The sequence below is a fragment of the Streptomyces cyaneofuscatus genome, from assembly GCF_000718135.1.
GTDB classification, from domain to species: Bacteria; Actinomycetota; Actinomycetes; order Streptomycetales; family Streptomycetaceae; genus Streptomyces; species Streptomyces cyaneofuscatus.
This window is the reverse complement of sequence record NZ_JOEM01000013.1, coordinates 311896-328569: the sequence shown is the minus strand read 5'-3', so window position 1 is coordinate 328569 and position 16674 is coordinate 311896. Positions and strand designations below refer to the sequence as shown.

At 71.1% G+C, this 16674-nt stretch carries 17 protein-coding genes and 3 pseudogenes; 11 read left to right on the top strand and 9 right to left on the bottom strand.

The window, feature by feature from the left end:
* Positions 1 to 2 precede the first annotated feature (2 nt).
* On the bottom strand, positions 3 to 560 hold the full coding sequence (locus IF17_RS0122735; RefSeq protein ID WP_015608950.1) for an acyl-CoA thioesterase: 558 nt from the start codon (positions 558 to 560) through the stop codon (positions 3 to 5).
* A 137-nt stretch (positions 561 to 697) separates the two neighbouring features.
* On the opposite strand from IF17_RS0122735, the gene IF17_RS0122730 reads away from it, so the two are divergent.
* Entirely contained in the window at positions 698 to 2008 is a 1311-nt protein-coding gene (locus IF17_RS0122730; protein WP_078616001.1) for an LCP family protein, read from the top strand.
* Between the two features lie 76 nt (positions 2009 to 2084).
* Here IF17_RS0122730 and IF17_RS0122725 read toward each other — a convergent pair whose 3' ends face one another.
* Entirely contained in the window at positions 2085 to 3131 is a 1047-nt protein-coding gene (locus IF17_RS0122725; protein ID WP_030568775.1) for a DUF5954 family protein, read from the bottom strand.
* Positions 3132 to 3299: 168 nt separating this feature from the next.
* Between IF17_RS0122725 and IF17_RS1000000139875 the strand changes: the two are divergent.
* A pseudogene (locus IF17_RS1000000139875) lies at positions 3300 to 3535 on the top strand (hypothetical protein); the annotation flags it as partial.
* A gap of 136 nt (positions 3536 to 3671) precedes the next feature.
* Positions 3672 to 4544 carry a hypothetical protein gene (locus tag IF17_RS0122720; protein ID WP_030568773.1) on the top strand — a complete coding sequence of 291 codons (873 nt, stop codon included), beginning with the start codon at positions 3672 to 3674 and terminating at the stop codon, positions 4542 to 4544.
* Positions 4545 to 4587: 43 nt separating this feature from the next.
* Here the strand turns inward: IF17_RS0122720 and IF17_RS0122715 are convergent, their stop codons facing one another.
* Positions 4588 to 5034: an ArsI/CadI family heavy metal resistance metalloenzyme gene (locus IF17_RS0122715; RefSeq protein WP_030568771.1), complete on the bottom strand. Its 447-nt coding sequence runs from the start codon at positions 5032 to 5034 to the stop codon at positions 4588 to 4590.
* Between the two features lie 80 nt (positions 5035 to 5114).
* On the opposite strand from IF17_RS0122715, the pseudogene IF17_RS01000000136640 reads away from it, so the two are divergent.
* From IF17_RS01000000136640 to IF17_RS0122695, 4 genes and pseudogenes are all read left to right on the top strand, one after another.
* Positions 5115 to 5524 (top strand): annotated as a pseudogene (locus IF17_RS01000000136640) (ArsR/SmtB family transcription factor).
* Positions 5521 to 6645, top strand: a complete 1125-nt coding sequence (arsB, locus tag IF17_RS0122705; RefSeq protein WP_030568769.1) for an ACR3 family arsenite efflux transporter — start codon at positions 5521 to 5523, stop codon at positions 6643 to 6645. Before IF17_RS01000000136640 ends, arsB begins: the two are co-directional and overlap by 4 nt.
* Entirely contained in the window at positions 6638 to 7054 is a 417-nt protein-coding gene (locus IF17_RS0122700) for an arsenate reductase ArsC (RefSeq protein ID WP_030568767.1), read from the top strand. The genes arsB and IF17_RS0122700 overlap by 8 nt, the downstream gene beginning before the upstream one ends.
* A complete protein-coding gene (locus IF17_RS0122695; RefSeq protein ID WP_078616000.1) occupies positions 7051 to 7638 on the top strand; it encodes a GNAT family N-acetyltransferase in 588 nt (195 codons plus the stop codon). Before IF17_RS0122700 ends, IF17_RS0122695 begins: the two co-directional genes overlap by 4 nt.
* On the opposite strand, the pseudogene IF17_RS01000000136635 reads toward IF17_RS0122695, so the two are convergent.
* Positions 7635 to 8443: pseudogene (locus IF17_RS01000000136635) on the bottom strand (class I SAM-dependent methyltransferase). The gene IF17_RS0122695 and the pseudogene IF17_RS01000000136635 sit on opposite strands and share 4 nt — an antisense overlap.
* A complete protein-coding gene (locus IF17_RS0122685; RefSeq protein WP_030568763.1) occupies positions 8440 to 8910 on the bottom strand; it encodes a hypothetical protein in 471 nt (156 codons plus the stop codon). The pseudogene IF17_RS01000000136635 and the gene IF17_RS0122685 overlap by 4 nt, the downstream one beginning before the upstream one ends.
* A 160-nt stretch (positions 8911 to 9070) precedes the next feature.
* Between IF17_RS0122685 and IF17_RS0122680 the strand changes: the two genes are divergently transcribed.
* Positions 9071 to 9643, top strand: coding sequence for a dihydrofolate reductase family protein (locus tag IF17_RS0122680; RefSeq protein ID WP_030568761.1), 573 nt, complete (start codon positions 9071 to 9073; stop codon positions 9641 to 9643).
* A 35-nt stretch (positions 9644 to 9678) separates the two neighbouring features.
* Here the strand turns inward: IF17_RS0122680 and IF17_RS0122675 are convergent, their stop codons facing one another.
* The 3 genes from IF17_RS0122675 to IF17_RS0122665 all read right to left on the bottom strand — a co-directional run bounded on the left by IF17_RS0122675 (position 9679) and on the right by IF17_RS0122665 (position 12199).
* Positions 9679 to 10302 (bottom strand): hypothetical protein, encoded by a 624-nt coding sequence (locus tag IF17_RS0122675; RefSeq protein ID WP_030568759.1) that lies wholly within the window; start codon positions 10300 to 10302, stop codon positions 9679 to 9681.
* On the bottom strand, positions 10292 to 10909 hold the full coding sequence (locus IF17_RS0122670; RefSeq protein WP_078615998.1) for a TetR/AcrR family transcriptional regulator: 618 nt from the start codon (positions 10907 to 10909) through the stop codon (positions 10292 to 10294). Before IF17_RS0122670 ends, IF17_RS0122675 begins: the two co-directional genes overlap by 11 nt.
* Positions 10910 to 11041: 132 nt before the next feature.
* Positions 11042 to 12199 carry an acyl-CoA dehydrogenase gene (locus IF17_RS0122665; protein WP_030568754.1) on the bottom strand — a complete coding sequence of 386 codons (1158 nt, stop codon included), beginning with the start codon at positions 12197 to 12199 and terminating at the stop codon, positions 11042 to 11044.
* Positions 12200 to 12406: 207 nt separating this feature from the next.
* Between IF17_RS0122665 and IF17_RS0122660 the strand changes: the two genes are divergently transcribed.
* From IF17_RS0122660 to IF17_RS0122650, 3 genes are all read left to right on the top strand, one after another.
* Positions 12407 to 13750, top strand: a complete 1344-nt coding sequence (locus IF17_RS0122660; protein ID WP_030568752.1) for a UDP-glucose dehydrogenase family protein — start codon at positions 12407 to 12409, stop codon at positions 13748 to 13750.
* 118 nt (positions 13751 to 13868) lie between these two features.
* Complete coding sequence (locus IF17_RS0122655) at positions 13869 to 14231, top strand: VOC family protein (RefSeq protein WP_030568750.1); 363 nt, start codon at positions 13869 to 13871, stop codon at positions 14229 to 14231.
* A 67-nt stretch (positions 14232 to 14298) separates the two neighbouring features.
* A complete protein-coding gene (locus IF17_RS0122650; protein ID WP_030568749.1) occupies positions 14299 to 15477 on the top strand; it encodes a GDSL-type esterase/lipase family protein in 1179 nt (392 codons plus the stop codon).
* Here the strand turns inward: IF17_RS0122650 and IF17_RS0122645 are convergent.
* On the bottom strand, positions 15474 to 16670 hold the full coding sequence (locus IF17_RS0122645; RefSeq protein ID WP_030568747.1) for a dipeptidase: 1197 nt from the start codon (positions 16668 to 16670) through the stop codon (positions 15474 to 15476). The two genes, IF17_RS0122650 and IF17_RS0122645, sit on opposite strands and share 4 nt — an antisense overlap.
* Between the last annotated feature and the right edge of the window lie 4 nt (positions 16671 to 16674).

The window sequence follows — 16674 nt, the reverse complement described above, 5'->3', positions numbered from 1 at the left end:
CCTCAGTCGTCGATGCCGTCGGCCACGCGCTTCTCCCGCAGCTCCTTGATCGCCCGGCGGCGCGCGAGGCGGTGGGTGCGCCGGATCTGCGCCTCCTGGTAGCGCCGCTTGTCGCGCTCGGTCTCGGGGACCACCGGCGGTACGCGGCGCGGCTTGCCGTCCCCGTCGACGGCGGCGAAGACGAGGTAGGCGCTGCCGACCTGCTGGGCGGGGGTGGACTCGTTCCAGCGCTCGGCCATCACGCGGACGCCGACCTCCATGGAGGAGCGGCCGGTCCAGTTCACCTGGGCGCGTACGTGAACGAGGTCACCCACCCTGACCGGCTCCAGGAACACCATCTCGTCCATCGAGGCGGTCACGGCGGGCCCGCCGGAGTGCCGTCCGGCCACGGCGCCCGCCGCGTCGTCGACCAGTTTCATGATCACGCCACCGTGCACCGTACCCAGGAGGTTGGTGTCGCTGCCGGTCATGATGTGGCTGAGGGTGGTGCGGGACGCGGCGGTGGGCTTGCCCGGAATCTCTTCTTCCGAGCGCTCCGAGCGGGTGGCCTGATCTGTCATACAGTCCACCTTATGCGCGGGCCGTCCACCTTGTGCGCGGGCCCGGATCGCGCGGAATGCATCAGCTTCGCAACAGCCCTGGTGCGATTTCCCTTACACCCTGTAATAGCTGTGGGTCGGGACGGCACACTGTTCGGATGAACGATTGGCCCGATCGACGGACCGGCGACCGCAGCGAGCGCTACGGGCGGGGCAGTGCCAGCCCCCAGCCCGAGAGCGCCCGCGCGATGCCCCACATCCAGCGCCGCCCGGCCCCGCCGCAGAGGCCGACGGTGCCCCCGCAGAGCCAGGGGTATGACGACCGCTACCAGGGCGGACAGCCCGGTTACGGCAACAGCCCCGAGCCCGGTTACGACAGCGGCTACAACACCGGCCAGGTCTACGGCGGTGGCGCGGGCGGGGGCGGCGGTCGCGGGGGCGGCCGTGGCGGTGGCGGTGGTGACGCGGGTTACGTCCAGGGGCGCCCGCCGGTCGACTGGCGCCGCCGGATCAAGCTCGGCGCGCTGACCCTGGTCGTCGTGCTCCTCGTGGTCTCCGTCTCGACGTACTTCTGGGCCGACGGCAAGCTGAAGCGCGAGGTCGACCTCGCCAAGGTCATCGAGCGGCCGGAAGCGGGCGACGGGACGAACTACCTGATCGTCGGCTCCGACAGCCGTGAGGGCATGTCGACCGAGGACAAGAAGCGGCTGCGCACCGGTTCCGCCGAGGGCAAGCGCACCGACTCGATGATGATCCTGCACGACGGCTCCAACGGCCCGACGCTGGTCTCCCTGCCGCGCGACTCCCAGGTGGAGATCCCCTCCTTCAAGGGGTCCGAGTCCGGCAAGATGTTCCAGGGCACCGGCCGCCAGGTGAAGCTGAACGCCGCGTACGCCGAGGACGGCCCCGAACTCCTCGTGCGCACGGTCGAGTTCAACACCGGGCTGCGCATCGACCACTACGTCGAGATCGGCTTCGGCGGCTTCGCGCAGATCGTGGACGCGATCGGCGGGGTCGAGATGGACATCCCGAAGGCGTTCAAGGACAAGAAGTCCGGCGCCGACTTCCAGGCCGGGAAGCAGACCCTGAACGGCGAGCAGTCCCTGGCCTTCGTCCGCACCCGGTACGCGTTCGCGGGCAGCGACCTGGACCGTACGAAGAACCAGCAGAAGTTCCTCGCGGCGCTGGCGAGCCAGACGGCGACCCCGTCCACAGTCCTCAACCCGTTCAAGCTGTACCCGACGATGGGCGCGGGCCTGGACACCCTGATCGTGGACAAGGACATGTCGCTCTGGTCGCTGGCCAACATGTTCTTCGCGATGAAGGGCGTCACGGGCGGCGACGGTACGTCGATGAACATGCCGATCTCCGGCAGCGCCAACGGCAACCTGGTCTGGGACAAGGCGAAGGTGAAGCAGCTCGTGCAGCAACTGAAGAACGACGAGAAGGTCACGGTCAAGGGCAACTGACACGACTGGCATGACTGGCACAACTGAGGCCCCCCGCAAGGCTGTTGCGGGGGGCCTCAGTTGTGCGTGGGCGACGCTACGAGCCGTAGGTGATGTTCCCTTCCTCGTCCATGAGGGGATGGATCTGGGAGGGGCCGTAGTCGTCCGTGTCGGACGGGCGCGGCTTCTCCGGCCCGTCGGGTCCGATGCGCATCACGCGCTCCACCCGCACGACCTCGTACCGGCGTCCCCGCACCATGAGTTCGTTGGGCCGCCGACGCGCCATGAACTTCTTCGCGGCCCGGTCGTGGATCGCCTGCTCCTTCTCGTCCACCTTCATCCAGGCGGGCAGCTCCGGCATGTCCGGCATATCCGGGAGCTTCGGAACGGGCCGGGTGAGGTGGTGGACGAGGGCGCGCCGGGCGCCCTGCGGGGTCGCGTACTGCCCGGTCACCATCGACCAGGACAGCTCCTTCCGCTCCACCACCCGGAACGTCGTCGGGAGGAGCACGACGCCCGGGTGGGTGGTCAACGCCCTTTGGGAGTCGGCCCGTACGTCACCGGGGAAGCGGCCGGCGGTGTACGAGAGCTGGAGCAGCCCGGCCCGGTCGATGCCCTCGGCCAGCCCGACGGCGGCCGCGTGGTCGACCACGAACCCCTTGGTGCGGGAGGGGTCGGGCGCGTCCAGGTCCCAGCTGTCCTCGTCGGGGTCGGTGGCCCGGGGCGGCTCAAGCCGCGAGTCACCGATCCGGGCGAACTCGTCCGCCCGCACCACGCGGTAGCGCACCCCGTCCGCCGTCACCTCGTTGACCGGGTCCTTCTCCAGCCGGGCCACGGCCTTCAGCAGCGACCGCCGCACGGTCCGGTCCTCGGTGTGGTCCTTGGCCTTGAACCAGAGGTGCGAGTTCAGCTCGTCCCGGGCCATCTGCGGGAATCCGGTGTCGAGTTCACCCAGCAGCCGCCAGCGCGGCCGCTCCCCACGCCCCTGCGCGGCGAGCCCGAACAACGGCCCCCGGACCACGATGTTCGGGTACTTGCGCACCGAGGCGAACGCGTCCGCCTGGGTGACCTCGAAGACCGGGTCGTCCCGGTGCGTGACGTTGATCGTAAGATGGTCCGGCGACTTCCCCGGGTGATCGTTCATGCACTCAGTGTGCCGAAGGGGGCTGCCGGTGTCAGGGTTTCCGCCACAAAGGGCGTACGGGAGTGAAGTCGACGGAATGAGCGCGCCCGACCACCCGTGGAGGGCGCCCGGCGCGCTCGGAGCGTGCGGTGCGAGCGTGCGTGTGCCTCAGCTGCCGGAGGCGTACCCATCCGCCGCGCCTTGACGGCCGACCTCCCGAAGCCGCCCAAGTACCCGGCGAAGATCGTCAGGCACCGCCTCACCGTGCTCCTGCCCCCGCCGCTCCCCGGCGCCGAGGAGCTGGCCCCGGCCGTCCGTCGCCCGCTCGTGTTCCCCCCCAGAACTGCGACGGCTGCGACCGTGCGTTCCGCTCCAGCGAGCCGGGCCACTGCCGGGGCTGCCGCGACCTGGCGGCCGCAGCCTAGAAGTTGTCGTCGTCGAGGTGTCGGGCCGGGGGTACGCTCGGCCGACCGGGCGCGGGGGCGTTCGAGGCCGACGGGTGGTGATCACACGGAGGCTCGGGGGGAGGAGCGTGGGATCTTGCGCACAGGATCGTCGCGCGTGTCGTCGGTGCGTACGCGGGTGACCGGGATGCTGATGGTGGCGGCCGTGAGCGTCACGCTGATCGCGGGCATCCTGCCGTTGTCACCCCGGGCGGAATCGCGGGGTCTGCGGTTCGCGCTGTTCGGCTGCTCGCTGGTGTGCGTACTGATGTGGATGGCGGTCTCCGTGCGCTCACGGCGCGCGGGCGGGGTCGACCTGGACAAACCCGTAGGGCCGGCGCGACGTCCCTCCCGCAGCCTGCCCCTCCTCCTCGCAGTCCTGCTCCCGATGACGAGCGGTGCGGCGCTGGTCCAGGCGGTCGGCCCGGACGGTGAGCAGGGTCGTTGGGTTTCGGAGGTGTACACGGCCGGAGGGGGCGTCCACGAGGTTCCCATCGAGAGGACGGTGAGCGAGCCACGGCCGACCGGCGTGAACGTGAACGGAGTCGACGAGTACGCGGCTGACGTCGTCGTGACCCTCCGGTTCGACGACAGCTCCCGCCGAACCACCATCCGGGGTGCGAGGACCGTCGGAGTACCGGACGAGGGTGACTCGGTGACCGTCATATACGCCCCCGGCCGTCCCGGGCTCGGCGGGCGGCATCACGACTCAGGCTTCTTCGACAGCGGCGCCGCACTCCTGTGGATCTGGGTGGTGGTCTTCTTCGCGGCTGCGTTCGGCTCCGGGCTCTTCGGTCGCGACGAGGTCCACGCTGCCCGAAGGTTCCGCGGTGACGTCCACGGAGTGGCCGCGCTGGTGCTCTGCCTCGGGGCGCTGCTTCTGCTGCCCGGCGCCTTCTTCCAGACGCCCACCTGGGCGGGCTGGCTCCTGGCTCTCGCGGCTGCCTGCACTCCCTGGCTGGCCCTGGCCTGGGTCGTCAAGCGCGTCTAGGCAGGTGAGGCGGTGGCCCGGCGGGCCGGCGGCTGCCAACGCCCTACGACGCCACCCCGTCGGCCTCTCCGGTCCCGGCGCAGCAGCCCTCGCCCTCCAGGGCGGCGGACTTGCCCATCCGGTCGGCGTCCGCCTTGACCACGTAGACCTCCCACGGCTCCTTGCCGGGGCCGTGGACCCACACCTTGTCCTGGAGCGCGTAGCAGCAGGAGGTGTCGTTCTCCTCGAACGTCGCGAGGCCCGCGTCCTTGAGCCGGGCCGTGGCGGCGGCCACCTCGTCGGTGGAGTCGACCTCGACGCCGAGGTGGTCCAGGCGGGTCTCCTGGCCCGGCTCTCCCTCGACGAGGACGAGCTTGAGCGGCGGGGTGGTGATCGCGAAGTTCGCGTAGCCGGGGCGCCGCTTGGTGGGTTCGACGCCGAACAGCTTGGAGTAGAAGGCGACCGAGGCTTCGAGGTCGGCGACGTTGAGCGCGAGCTGAGCACGGGACATGACGGTCTCCCTGATCGGGCTGCATTGATGCCTGTCGATACAATCTTGCGCGCTGGATCGAAAATCGTCAACATAGAAGCATGTCGAAACAGGAACTGGCAGTGCTCGGCCAGGACGGCGTGGAGGGATGCTGCCCCACCCTGCTGACCGCCCCGCTGGACGAGGGCCAGGCGACCGATCGGGCCAAGGTGTTCAAGGCCCTGGGCGACCCCGTGCGGCTGCGGCTGCTGTCGATGATCGCCTCCCGCGCGGGCGGCGAGATCTGCGTCTGCGACCTCACCCCGGCCTTCGACCTGTCGCAGCCGACCATCTCCCGCCACCTCAAGCTGCTGATGCAGGCCGGTCTGATCGGCTCCGAGCGGCGCGGGACCTGGGTGTACTACCCCGGCTGCTGCCGCAGATGACCGACCGCCTGGCCGCGATCCTCACCCGTCCCGCCGGGCGGCCGGTTCCCGAAGCCGGGACCGGGGCCGCCGGCGCCGCCTCGTGAGTGCCGAAGGCGTCACCGGGGCGGCGCCCGCAGGTCCGGCGGCCGGTCGGCTGTCGTTCCTGGACCGCTTCCTCGCCGTATGGATCCTGATCGCGATGGCCACCGGCCTCGGTCTGGGCCGACTCGTGCCGGGCCTGGGAGGCGCGCTCGCGAAGGTCACCGTCACCGACGTCTCGTTGCCGATCGCGCTCGGCCTGCTCGTGATGATGTACCCGGTGCTGGCGAAGGTCCGCTACGACCGCCTCGACAGCGTCACCCGTGACCGCCGCCTGCTCATCCCGTCCCTGGTCCTGAACTGGATCATCGGCCCGGCCCTGATGTTCGCCCTCGCCTGGGTCTTCCTGCCGGACCTTCCCGAGTACCGCACCGGCCTGATCATCGTCGGCCTCGCCCGCTGCATCGCCATGGTCATCATCTGGAACGACCTCGCGTGCGGCGACCGCGAGGCCGCCACCGTCCTCGTCGCGCTGAACTCCGTGTTCCAGGTGATCGCGTTCGCCGCGCTGGGCTGGTTCTACCTGACCGCGCTGCCCGGCCGGCTCGGCCTCGAACAGACCGCCCTCGATGTGTCGGTGTGGGAGATCGCCCGATCCGTCCTGATCTTCCTCGGCATCCCGCTGCTCGCCGGGTTCCTCACCCGCCGCCTGGGCGAGAGGGCCAAGGGGCGCACCTGGTACGAGACGAAGCTGATCCCGCGCATCGGGCCGTTCGCGCTGTACGGGCTGCTGTTCACCATCGTCGTCCTGTTCGCGCTCCAGGGCGACGCCATCACGGCGAAGCCCCTGGACGTCGTACGGATCGCGCTGCCCCTGCTGGTGTACTTCGCGCTGATGTGGGCCGGGTCCATGGCGGTCGGCCGCGCGGTCGGGCTGGAGTACCCGAAGGCGACGACGCTCGCCTTCACCGCCACGGGCAACAACTTCGAACTCGCCATCGCCGTGGCCATCGCCACCTTCGGCGCCACCTCCGGCCAGGCCCTCGCCGGAGTCGTCGGCCCCCTGATCGAGGTGCCGGTCCTGATCGGCCTGGTCCACGTCGCCCTGGCCGCACGCCGCTTCTTCCCGCAGCCCGCACCGGCGGCCGCACGTGCCGTCGCCCCGGAAGGTTCCGCCCATGTCTGAGTCCAAGCAGCCGTCCGTACTGTTCGTCTGCGTCCACAACGCCGGCCGCTCGCAGATGGCCGCGGCGTTCCTCACCCATCTCTCCGAGGGCCGGGTCGAGGTCCGCTCCGCCGGGTCCGCACCTGCCGACGCCGTGAACCCGGCCGCCGTACAGGCCATGGCGGAGGCGGGCATCGACCTGTCCGCCGAGACGCCGAAGGTGCTGACCGTGGAGGCGGTGCGGGCGTCCGACGTGGTGATCACCATGGGCTGCGGCGACACCTGCCCCGTCCTCCCCGGCAAGAGGTACCTCGACTGGAAGCTCGATGACCCCGCCGGGCAGGGCGTCGAAGCGGTTTGGCCGATCCGGGACGAGATCGAGGGGCGCGTACGCGGCCTGCTCGCCGAACTCGGCATCGAGGCGGCATGACCGGGGCACGGCCGACGGACGTACGCATCACGGCGATGCGGCCCGAACACGCCGAACAGGTTCTGGCGATCTACCGGTTCGGCATCGACGAGGGCAACGCCACCTTCGAGACGACCGCCCCGGACTGGGAGGGGTTCGACGCGGCCAAGCTGCCCGAGCACCGTCTGGTCGCCGTCGACGAGGACCGTGTCCTGGGCTGGGCCGCGGTGGTTCCGGTCTCCGACCGTTGCGCGTACGCCGGAGTCGTCGAACACTCCGTCTACGTCGGCCCCGGAGCCCGCGGCCGAGGGGTAGGGCTCACCCTGCTGACGGCGCTGCTGGCCTCCACCGACGCCGCCGGAATCTGGACGGTGCAATCCGGCATCTTCCCCGAGAACACAGCCAGCCTCGCCCTGCATCGCAAGGCCGGGTTCCGCGTCCTCGGCACCCGCGAGCGCATCGGCCGCCACCACGGCCGGTGGCGCGACGTCACGCTCGTCGAACGCCGCAGCCCGACGATCGACTGGGCCCGGCGCGGTCGCATCCCGACCTCCTTCGGTTCAAGGCCGGCCAACGAACAACAACCACGACCGCTGCGGTACTAGGCCGTTCCCGCCGCCAGCAGCGCGACGTGCGGCAGCACCAACTGGCCGCTGCGCGTACGGAATTCGGCGCTGAGTCCGTCGTACGCACGCCGCGCCTCCGCCATCCTCTCCGGCCCCCGGCTGTTGAGGACCTGGCCGATCGCACCGATTCCCTGCTCGGCCCCGGCCCACCACTCCTCGGCGCCGGTTTCGTGGTCCCAAGCCACCTCGGAGCACTTCGCCTCCAGGAATCCGGCCGCGGCGAGCAGGGCCGCGAGCCCTTCCGGCGTACGAGGGAAGTCGTCGTCCGGGTCGAGTGCGGGGAGCCAGGCGGGGCGAGTGAGGCCGGCGGACTGGGCGGCTCGGCCGATCAAGGTCTGGCCCGGGGCTGCCGGCGCCCGCCAGATGGTGACCGCGACCCGGCCGCCGGGGCGGGTGATCCGGCGGAGTTCGGTCAGGGCGGCGAGCGGCGGCCCACGTGGTTGAGGACGAAGTTGGCCAGTACGGCATCGAAGTGGGTGCTTGTGTAAGGGAGTTCGGGAAGGCGGGCCATTCGCACCTCGACGCCCGGCACCGCCCTGCGGGTTGCCTCCGCCATGCCCGGTTCGGCGTCGGCCGCGTACACGTCCGCTCCCCGCGCGAACGCCGCCACGCTCACCGTTCCGCTGCCGCAGCCCACGTCGAGGACCCGCGCGCCCGGCCCGACCCCGGCGGCGTCGAGGAGGGCTTCGACGGGGTGGGCGCAGAGGCGGGCGTAGGTGCGGGCGTAGACCTCGGCCCGGCCGGACCAGATGCGCCGCTCGGCGTCGTCGAAGGGAGTGGTCACGGCACGATCCCCTTCGGTTCGAGGCTGGCGAAGTCCTCGTGCAGCGCGTCGAGGTGACGGCCCGTCGGCTCTCCCGCCGGGTCCAGCTCCGCCAGGCGCCAGCCCGGCAGCTGGGCCTCGATCTCGGCGGGCAGCGAGCCGTCCGCCGGGTCGGCCAGGGCGTACAGCACCCCGAACGCGGTCTCCCGGGCCACCTCGCGGGCCAGCTCGCCGAGGTCCTCGGGGGTGAGCCCGGCGGCGAGGGCGCGGTCGACGGCCCCGGCGGCCACGCCGTCGCTGCGGTAGGCGGCCACCCACCGGGGCGCCTCCGTACCCCAGGCGTCGACGTCCTGCCACACCGTCCGCAGGAACAGGTAGCGGGCGAGCTGCGGCAGTCCCTCCTCGGCCTCGGATTCCGCCCAGTCCGGCGCGTCGTCGTCCGCTCCCAGGGCGCGGAAGAGGGCGGTGAGCCTGTCGAGTTCGGTCATGAGGTGGGAGGGTACCGGCCGTGGGTCCGGATGGATGGGCCTGGCGGGACCGATGAGTTTCGGCGGGGTACGCGGTCAGAACATCCGTAAGAGTTGGTGCCCACACAGGCCGCCCGCCCGCCGCGAAGTGCCCGCATGTACGAGAAATCCAGGAGCCCCGATGCGCACTCTGATCAGCACCGCCTTCGTCTCCCTCGACGGCGTCATGGAAGCCCCGGGCGGCGAGCCCGGCTACCGGAACTCGGGGTGGACCTTCAAGGACATGGAGTTCCTCCCGGAGGCATACGAGATCAAGGGCCGGGAGCAGGAGGAGGCCGGCGCGCTGATGATGGGCCGGGCCAGCTACGAGGCGTTCAGCCCGGTGTGGCCGGCGATGGACGAGTTCGGCCAGTACAAGGTGATGCCGAAGTACGTCGTCTCCACCACGCTCAAGGAGGACGACCTGGTCTCCGACTGGGGCGACACCACGATCCTGCGGTCGGCCGACGAGGTCGCCGCCCTCAAGGAGACCGAGGGCGGGCCGATCATCATCCACGGCAGCATCGGCCTGAACCACAGCCTGTCGGACGCCGGCCTGATCGACCGCTACCACCTGCTCGTCTTCCCACTCCTGCTCGGCGCGGGAAAGCGCCTGTTCAGCGCGAGCGACAAGGACACCCAGAAGCTGAAGCTGGTCGAGTACGAGGCGTACGCGAACGGCATCCAGAAGAACGTCTTCGATGTCGTGCGCTGACGCGCGGCGCCCCGGCTGCCGCAGAGGGCGGCGCGTCAGCGGCGGCCGGCGCGGGCCGCTTCCAGGGGCGCTTCGACCACCAGGTGGCACACCAGCAGCTTGAGGAAGAAGAGCGGGGCGAACCAGGCGAGCGCGGCCGACACCTCCAGCCAGCCTAGGTTCAGCAGCACGGCCGCCATGTAGCACGCCATCGCCACCGGTCGCGTGAGCGCCACCGGGGCGAACTCGACCAGGACCGCTCCCACCAGCAGCGCGGCCGCGTTGCCCAGGGTCCAGAGCCAGTCCCCGTTCAGTACGACCAGACCGATCGCCGCCAGGTGCAGAGTGTGCACGCCGATGAAGGCCAGCCGGGAGCGCCTGCCCCGGGGGTTCTGCCGGTGGTACCAGCGCTTGGCGGCGTTGGACGCGTTGGTCAGCACCCCGCCGATCAGGTCGAGACCGACGACCGCGACCACGGTCCACTGGAGCGCCGACCAGTCGGGGCGGGAGTCCACCCGCCACAGGAAAGCAGCCAGGACCAGGGCCACGGCGACGCCTCCCCCGGCCTCGACGGCCGACTCCGCCCGCGTCCTGCCCGGCCCCATGAACCGCTCCAGCCGCCCCGTCCAGCCCGGCGCTGAAGGCGGTATCCGCCAGTCGACCTTCAGGTCAGTGCGCATCCCCGGCCCGCCCCTCGTCGCTCCCGCCGTTCCACAGGCCCGCGAGCAGCGCCCCCACCTGGCCGGCGATCTGTGCGGTGTCCTGCCCGTCGCCGGAGCGCAACCGGGCCAGGGTCCAGGTGTCGGCCGCCCGCATCACCGCCGCGGTCGTGGCCACGAGGAGGGACCGGTCGAGGTCGGTGCGGATGAGGCCGAGTGCCTGCCCGTTGTCCACCACGTCCTCGAACCAGCCGAGCCACTGCGCCTCGCCGGTGCGGCCGATCGCGAGATCGGCCAGGGCGAGGTCTTCGGGGTGCTCGTGCAGGTGCGCGAGGAGCGCACGGGATCCACCGTCCAGGCGGGCCCGGAACTCCGAGCAGGATTCCGCGGGCTCCCAGGGACCGAGCGCGGCGAGCAGGTGGTCGCGGACCTCGTCGAGCACCGTGGCGAGAAGGTCGTCCTTCCCGTCGAAGTACTGGTAGGAGGCCGTCTTGGAGACGCCCGCAGACTCGATGATCTTGTTGTACGAGGCGGCGTCGGGACCGTGCCGGGCGAAGTGCCCGCGCGCCACGTCGAGGATGTGCCTCTGCCGGTCGTAGGCCAGGCGGTGAAAGCGGGGAAGCGGCATGAACCAACAGTACACACCAGTGGGGTGTACCACCAGTACACCTAAGCGCCGGTCACCTCATGCGGACCGCCCGCCCGGAACGCGCTGCGGCCCCCGGCGCGGTGCCGGGGGCCGCAGAGACAGCGAAAGCCGTTACGGCAGGTTGCGTGCCATGACGATGCGCTGGACCTGGTTGGTGCCCTCGTAGATCTGGGTGATCTTGGCGTCGCGCATCATGCGCTCGACCGGGTAGTCGCGCGTGTAGCCGTAGCCGCCGAGGAGCTGGACCGCGTCCGTGGTGACCTCCATGGCGACGTCGGAGGCGAAGCACTTCGCCGCCGCGCCGAAGAAGGTCAGGTCGCCGTCGACGCGCTCGGACTTGGCGGCGGCGGAGTAGGTGAGCTGGCGGGCCGCCTCCAGCTTCATCGCCATGTCGGCGAGCATGAACTGGATGCCCTGGAAGTCCGCGATCGGCTTGCCGAACTGCTTGCGCTCCTGGACGTACCCCTTGGCGTAGTCCAGCGCGCCCTGGGCGATACCGAGGGCCTGGGCCGCGATGGTGATGCGGGTGTGGTCCAGGGTCTTCATCGCGGTGGCGAAGCCCGTGCCCTCCTCGCCGATCATGCGGTCGGCGGGGATACGGACGTTGTCGAGGTAGACCTCGCGGGTCGGGGAGCCCTTGATGCCGAGCTTCTTCTCCGGGGCGCCGAAGGAGACACCCTCGTCGGACTTCTCGACGACGAACGCCGAGATGCCCTTGGAGCGCTTGGTGGGGTCGGTGACCGCCATGACCGTGTAGTACTCGGAGACGCCCGCGTTGGTGATCCAGCGCTTCACCCCGTTGAGGACCCAGAAGTCCCCGTCGCGGACGGCCTTGGTCTTCATGCCCGCCGCGTCCGAGCCCGCGTCCGGCTCGGAGAGCGCGTACGAGAACATCGCGTCGCCCTTGGCGAGCGGGCCCAGGTACTTGGCCTTCAGCTCCTCGGAGCCGGAGAGGATCACCGGGAGCGAGCCGAGCTTGTTCACTGCCGGGATCAGGGAGGAGGAGGCGCAGGCGCGGGCCACCTCCTCGATCACGATGACCGTGGCGAGCGCGTCGGCGCCGGCCCCGCCGTACTCCTCCGGGACGTGGACGGCGTGCAGGTCCGAGGCGACCAGGGCGTCCAGCGCCTCCTGCGGGAAGCGGCTCTCCTCGTCGACCGCGGCGGCGAAGGGGGCGATCTTCGTCTCGGCGAGCGCACGGATGGTCTCGCGGAGCATGTCGTGCTCCTCGGCCGGACGGTACAGGTCGAAATCGGTCGAACCCGCCAAGACGCTCACTCCCCAGATGCTAACTACCGTTAAGTAACTCAATTTTAGTGCGGAAGCCCCGGCACGGCATACGTGAGTGCCACGTGAGCTTCGTGACAGGGGTCGGGCAGAACGGGAGGTATGCGGCGGATCGGGTGGGGAAGGGTGGGGTCACCCGTCGCGACTATGCTCGGATCGCACGTCCGTCCGTACCTCCCAGGAGCACCCATGGCCCTCAGGATCACTGTGATCGGCACCGGCTATCTCGGCGCCACCCATGCCGCCGCCATGGCCGAGCTGGGGTTCGAGGTCCTCGGGCTCGACGTCGTACCGGAGAAGATCGAACTGCTCTCCACCGGGCGCGTGCCGATGTACGAGCCGGGGTTGGAGGAGATGCTTCAGCGGCATGTGGCCGGTATCGAAGGGTCGACCGGTCGGCTGCGCTTCACCACCTCCTGGGAGGAGGTCGGGGAGTTCGGCGACGTCCACTTCGTCTGTGTGAACACTCCGCAGAAGCACGGCGAGTACGCCTGTGACATGAGTTATGTGGACAGCGCCTTCGACGCGCTCGCCCCGCACCTCACCCGGCCCGCCCTGGTCGTCGGCAAGTCCACCGTCCCCGTCGGCTCCGCCGCCCGCCTCGCCGCCCGCCTCGTGGAGCTGGCCCCGGCAGGCGACGGCGCCGAGCTGGCCTGGAACCCGGAGTTCCTGCGCGAGGGCTTCGCCGTCAACGACACCCTGCACCCCGACCGGATCGTCGTCGGCGTGGAGAGCGAGCGGGCCGAGAAGCTGCTCCGTGAGGTGTACGCCGGGCCGGTGGCGGAGGGGTCCCCGTTCGTCGTTACGGACTTTCCTACCGCCGAGCTGGTGAAGACCTCCGCCAACTCCTTCCTCGCCACCAAGATCTCCTTCATCAACGCCATGGCCGAGGTCTGCGAGGCCGCCGACGGCGACGTCGTGAAGCTCGCCGAGGCCATCGGGCACGACGAGCGCATCGGGAAGAAGTTCCTGCGGGCCGGGATCGGCTTCGGCGGCGGCTGTCTGCCCAAGGACATCCGGGCCTTCATGGCGCGCGCCGGTGAGCTGGGCGCCGACCAGGCCCTCACCTTCCTCCGCGAGGTCGACTCCATCAACATGCGCCGCCGCGGCCACATGGTCGAGCTGGCCCGGGAGGCCGTGGGCGGCGGTTCGTTCCTCGGTACGCGGGTGGGCGTGCTGGGCGCCGCGTTCAAGCCGGACTCCGACGACGTACGCGACTCCCCCGCGCTCAACGTCGCCGGGCAGATCCACCTCCAGGGCGGCCAGGTGACCGTCTTCGACCCGAAGGGGATGGAGAACGCACGCCGCCTGTTCCCGACGCTCGGTTACGCCGACTCCGCGCTGGAGGCCGTGCGCGGCGCGGACGTGGTGCTGCACCTGACGGAGTGGCGCGAGTTCCGCGAGCTGGACCCGGCGGAGCTGGGCGAGGCGGTGTCCCGGCGGATCATCCTGGACGGGCGGAACGCGCTGGACAGTGCGGTGTGGCGCGAGGCCGGGTGGACGTACCGGGCGATGGGGCGGCCGAAGGCCTGAGCCGGCCGCCTGAACGCCTGAACGCCTGAACGCCTGAATGGCCGCACTCCCGGCGGCGGTACGGGGTAAGCGTCTCCCCGTACCGCAACAGGGCGGTATCCACCGGGAGGTATGCGTCATGCCCATCGCCACACTCGGCGCCGTCGTACTGGACTGCCCCGACCCCCTCGCGCTCGCCCGCTTCTACGCCGCCGTCATCGGCGGCACCATCAAGGACGACGACAGCCGCTGGGTCGACCTCGTGGACGCCCCGGGCACGCCGCTCGCGTTCCAGGCCGCGCCCGGTTTCGTACCGCCGCAGTGGCCCCGGCCCGACAGCTCCATGCAGTTCCACCTGGACCTGACCGTGGAGGATCTGGATGCTGCGGAGCGGGAGGTGCTGGCGCTGGGGGCCCGGCCGCTGGACACGGAGGACCGGAAGAGGTCCTTCCGGGTGTACGCCGATCCGGCCGGGCACCCGTTCTGTCTCTGCGCCTGCTGACGGTCTCCGCGCCTGATAACTCTTTCCGCGCCTGCTGGATCGCGCCTCGGTGGACAGGCTGGAAAGCATGGACGACTCCCCCGGCCTGACCGCCACCCCCCTCACCCCCGCCCTCGTGCGCGGCGCGCTCGACCTGGAGCGCACCGCGCGCGACGGCCTCCTCCCGCACCGGCTGCCCGCCCGCGCCCGGGCGCAGTTCGGGGGTGACGAGCAGGTGGCCCAGGCGGAGGCCCAGCCCTCCGGCGTACGGCTGGTGTTCCGCACCCGGGCCACCGCCGTCGAGCTGGACGTCCTGCGCACGATCGTGGCCTACCGGGGTGTCTCCCCCCGCCCGGACGGCGCCTACGACCTCCACATCGACGGGGAGCCGGCCGGGCGGGCCACGGCGAGCGGGGGTGATGTGCTGATGGTGGATCTGAGCGACGGCTCTCAGGAGACGTTTCCGGGGCAGGTCGGCACCGTCCGGTTCGACGGGCTGCCCGGGCGGGAGAAGACCGTCGAGATCTGGCTGCCGTACACCGAGATCACCGAGCTGATCGCCCTGCGCACCGACGCTCCCGTCGCAACGGTGGAGCCGGGCGGGCGGCGGGTCTGGCTGCACCACGGCAGTTCGATCAGCCAGGGCTCCGCCGCCGACAGCTCCGCCACCGCCTGGCCCGCCCTGGCCGCGGCGGCAGGAGGCGTGGAGCTGGTCAACCTGAGCCTGGGCGGCAGCGCGCTCCTCGATCCGTTCACCGCGCGCGCCCTGCGGGACACCCCGGCCGACCTGATCAGCGTCAAGATCGGCATCAACGTCGTGAACCGCGACCTGATGCGGCTGCGCGCCTTCGGGCCGGCCGTGCACGGGTTCCTCGACACCATCCGCGAGGGGCACCCGACCACGCCCCTGCTGGTCGTCTCGCCCATCCTCTGCCCGGCCCAGGAGACCACCCCCGGACCCGCCGCACCGGACGTCAGCGACGGGCAGGTGGAGTTCGTGGCGTTGGGCGACCCCTCGGAGGCGGCCCTCGGGAAGCTGAACCTGCGCGTCGTACGGGAGGAGCTCGCCCGGATCGTCGAGGAGCGGGCGGGCGGGGATCCGGCGCTGTCCTACCTGGACGGCCTCGCCCTGTACGGCGAGGCCGACTCCGCCGAGCTGCCGCTGCCCGACCGGCTCCACCCGGGCCCCGCCGCCCACCGCCGCATGGGCGAGCGCTTCGCGGCGCTCGCCTTCGGCCCGGGGGGACCGTTCGCCGCCGGCCGCTAGCGGATCCGCCGCCCGTCCAGCTCCGTGATCGTCGCGTGGGACGGGCCGCGCGTGGCCTGCTCGTCGCGGGCCACGGCTTCCGCGTCGCGCAGCACCCGTACGGCGTTCTGCCAGGTCAGCTTGGCGAGCTCGCCCTCGGACCAGTTACGGCGGAGCAGCTCGGCGATCAGGTTCGGGTAGCCGGAGACGTCCTCCAGGCCGTACGGCGTGAACGCCGTGCCGTCGTAGTCGCCGCCGATGCCGATGTGGTCGACGCCCGCGACCTCGCGCATGTGGTCGAGGTGGTCGGCGATGGTCGCCACGGTGGCCTGCGGGCGGGGGTGGGCCGCCTCGAAGTCCTCGTGGATGCGCATCGCCTGCGGGGTGGTGTCCAGGTGGTGCAGGCCGTGTTCGCGCATGTTGCGGTCGGCGGCCTGGGTCCAGGCGACGGCGGCGGGCAGCACGAACTTCGGGACGAAGGTCGCCATCGCGATCCCGCCGTTGGCCGGGAGCGCCGCCAGCACGTCGTCCGGGATGTTGCGCGGGTGGTCGCAGACGGCCCGGGCCGAGGAGTGCGAGAAGATCACCGGCGCGGTGCTGGTGGCGATCGCGTCACGCATGACGCCGTCCGCCACGTGGCTGAGGTCGACCAGCATGCCGATGCGGTTCATCTCGCGCACGACCTCGTGGCCGAAGGCGGAGAGGCCGCCGAGGCGCCGCAGGTCGGTGGCGCTGTCGGCCCAGTCGATGTTGTCGTTGTGGGTGAGCGTCAGGTAGCGGACGCCCAGCTCGTACAGGGCGCGCAGGGTGCCCAGCGAGTTGTTGATGGAGTGGCCGCCCTCGGCGCCCATCAGGGAGGCGATACGGCCCTCGGCGCGGGCCTTCTCCAGGTCGTCGGCGGTGAGCGCGCGCCGCAGGTGGGTCGGGTAGCGGGCGATCAGCTCGGCGACGATGTCGATCTGCTCCAGCGTGGCGCTGACCGCCGCGTCGCCGGTCAGGTCGGTGCGCACGTACACGGACCAGAACTGGCCGCCGACCCCGCCGGCCCGCAGCCGGGCCAGGTCGGTGTGGAGCAGGCCGCGCTGGTCGGCGGCGATGTCCCGGGCGTCCAGGTCGTAGCCGACCTGCTCGCGCAGGGCCCAGGGGAGGTCGTTGTGGCCGTCGACGACCGGGTGGGCGGCGAGGAGCTCGTGGGCGCGGGCGAGATGGTCCATGAAA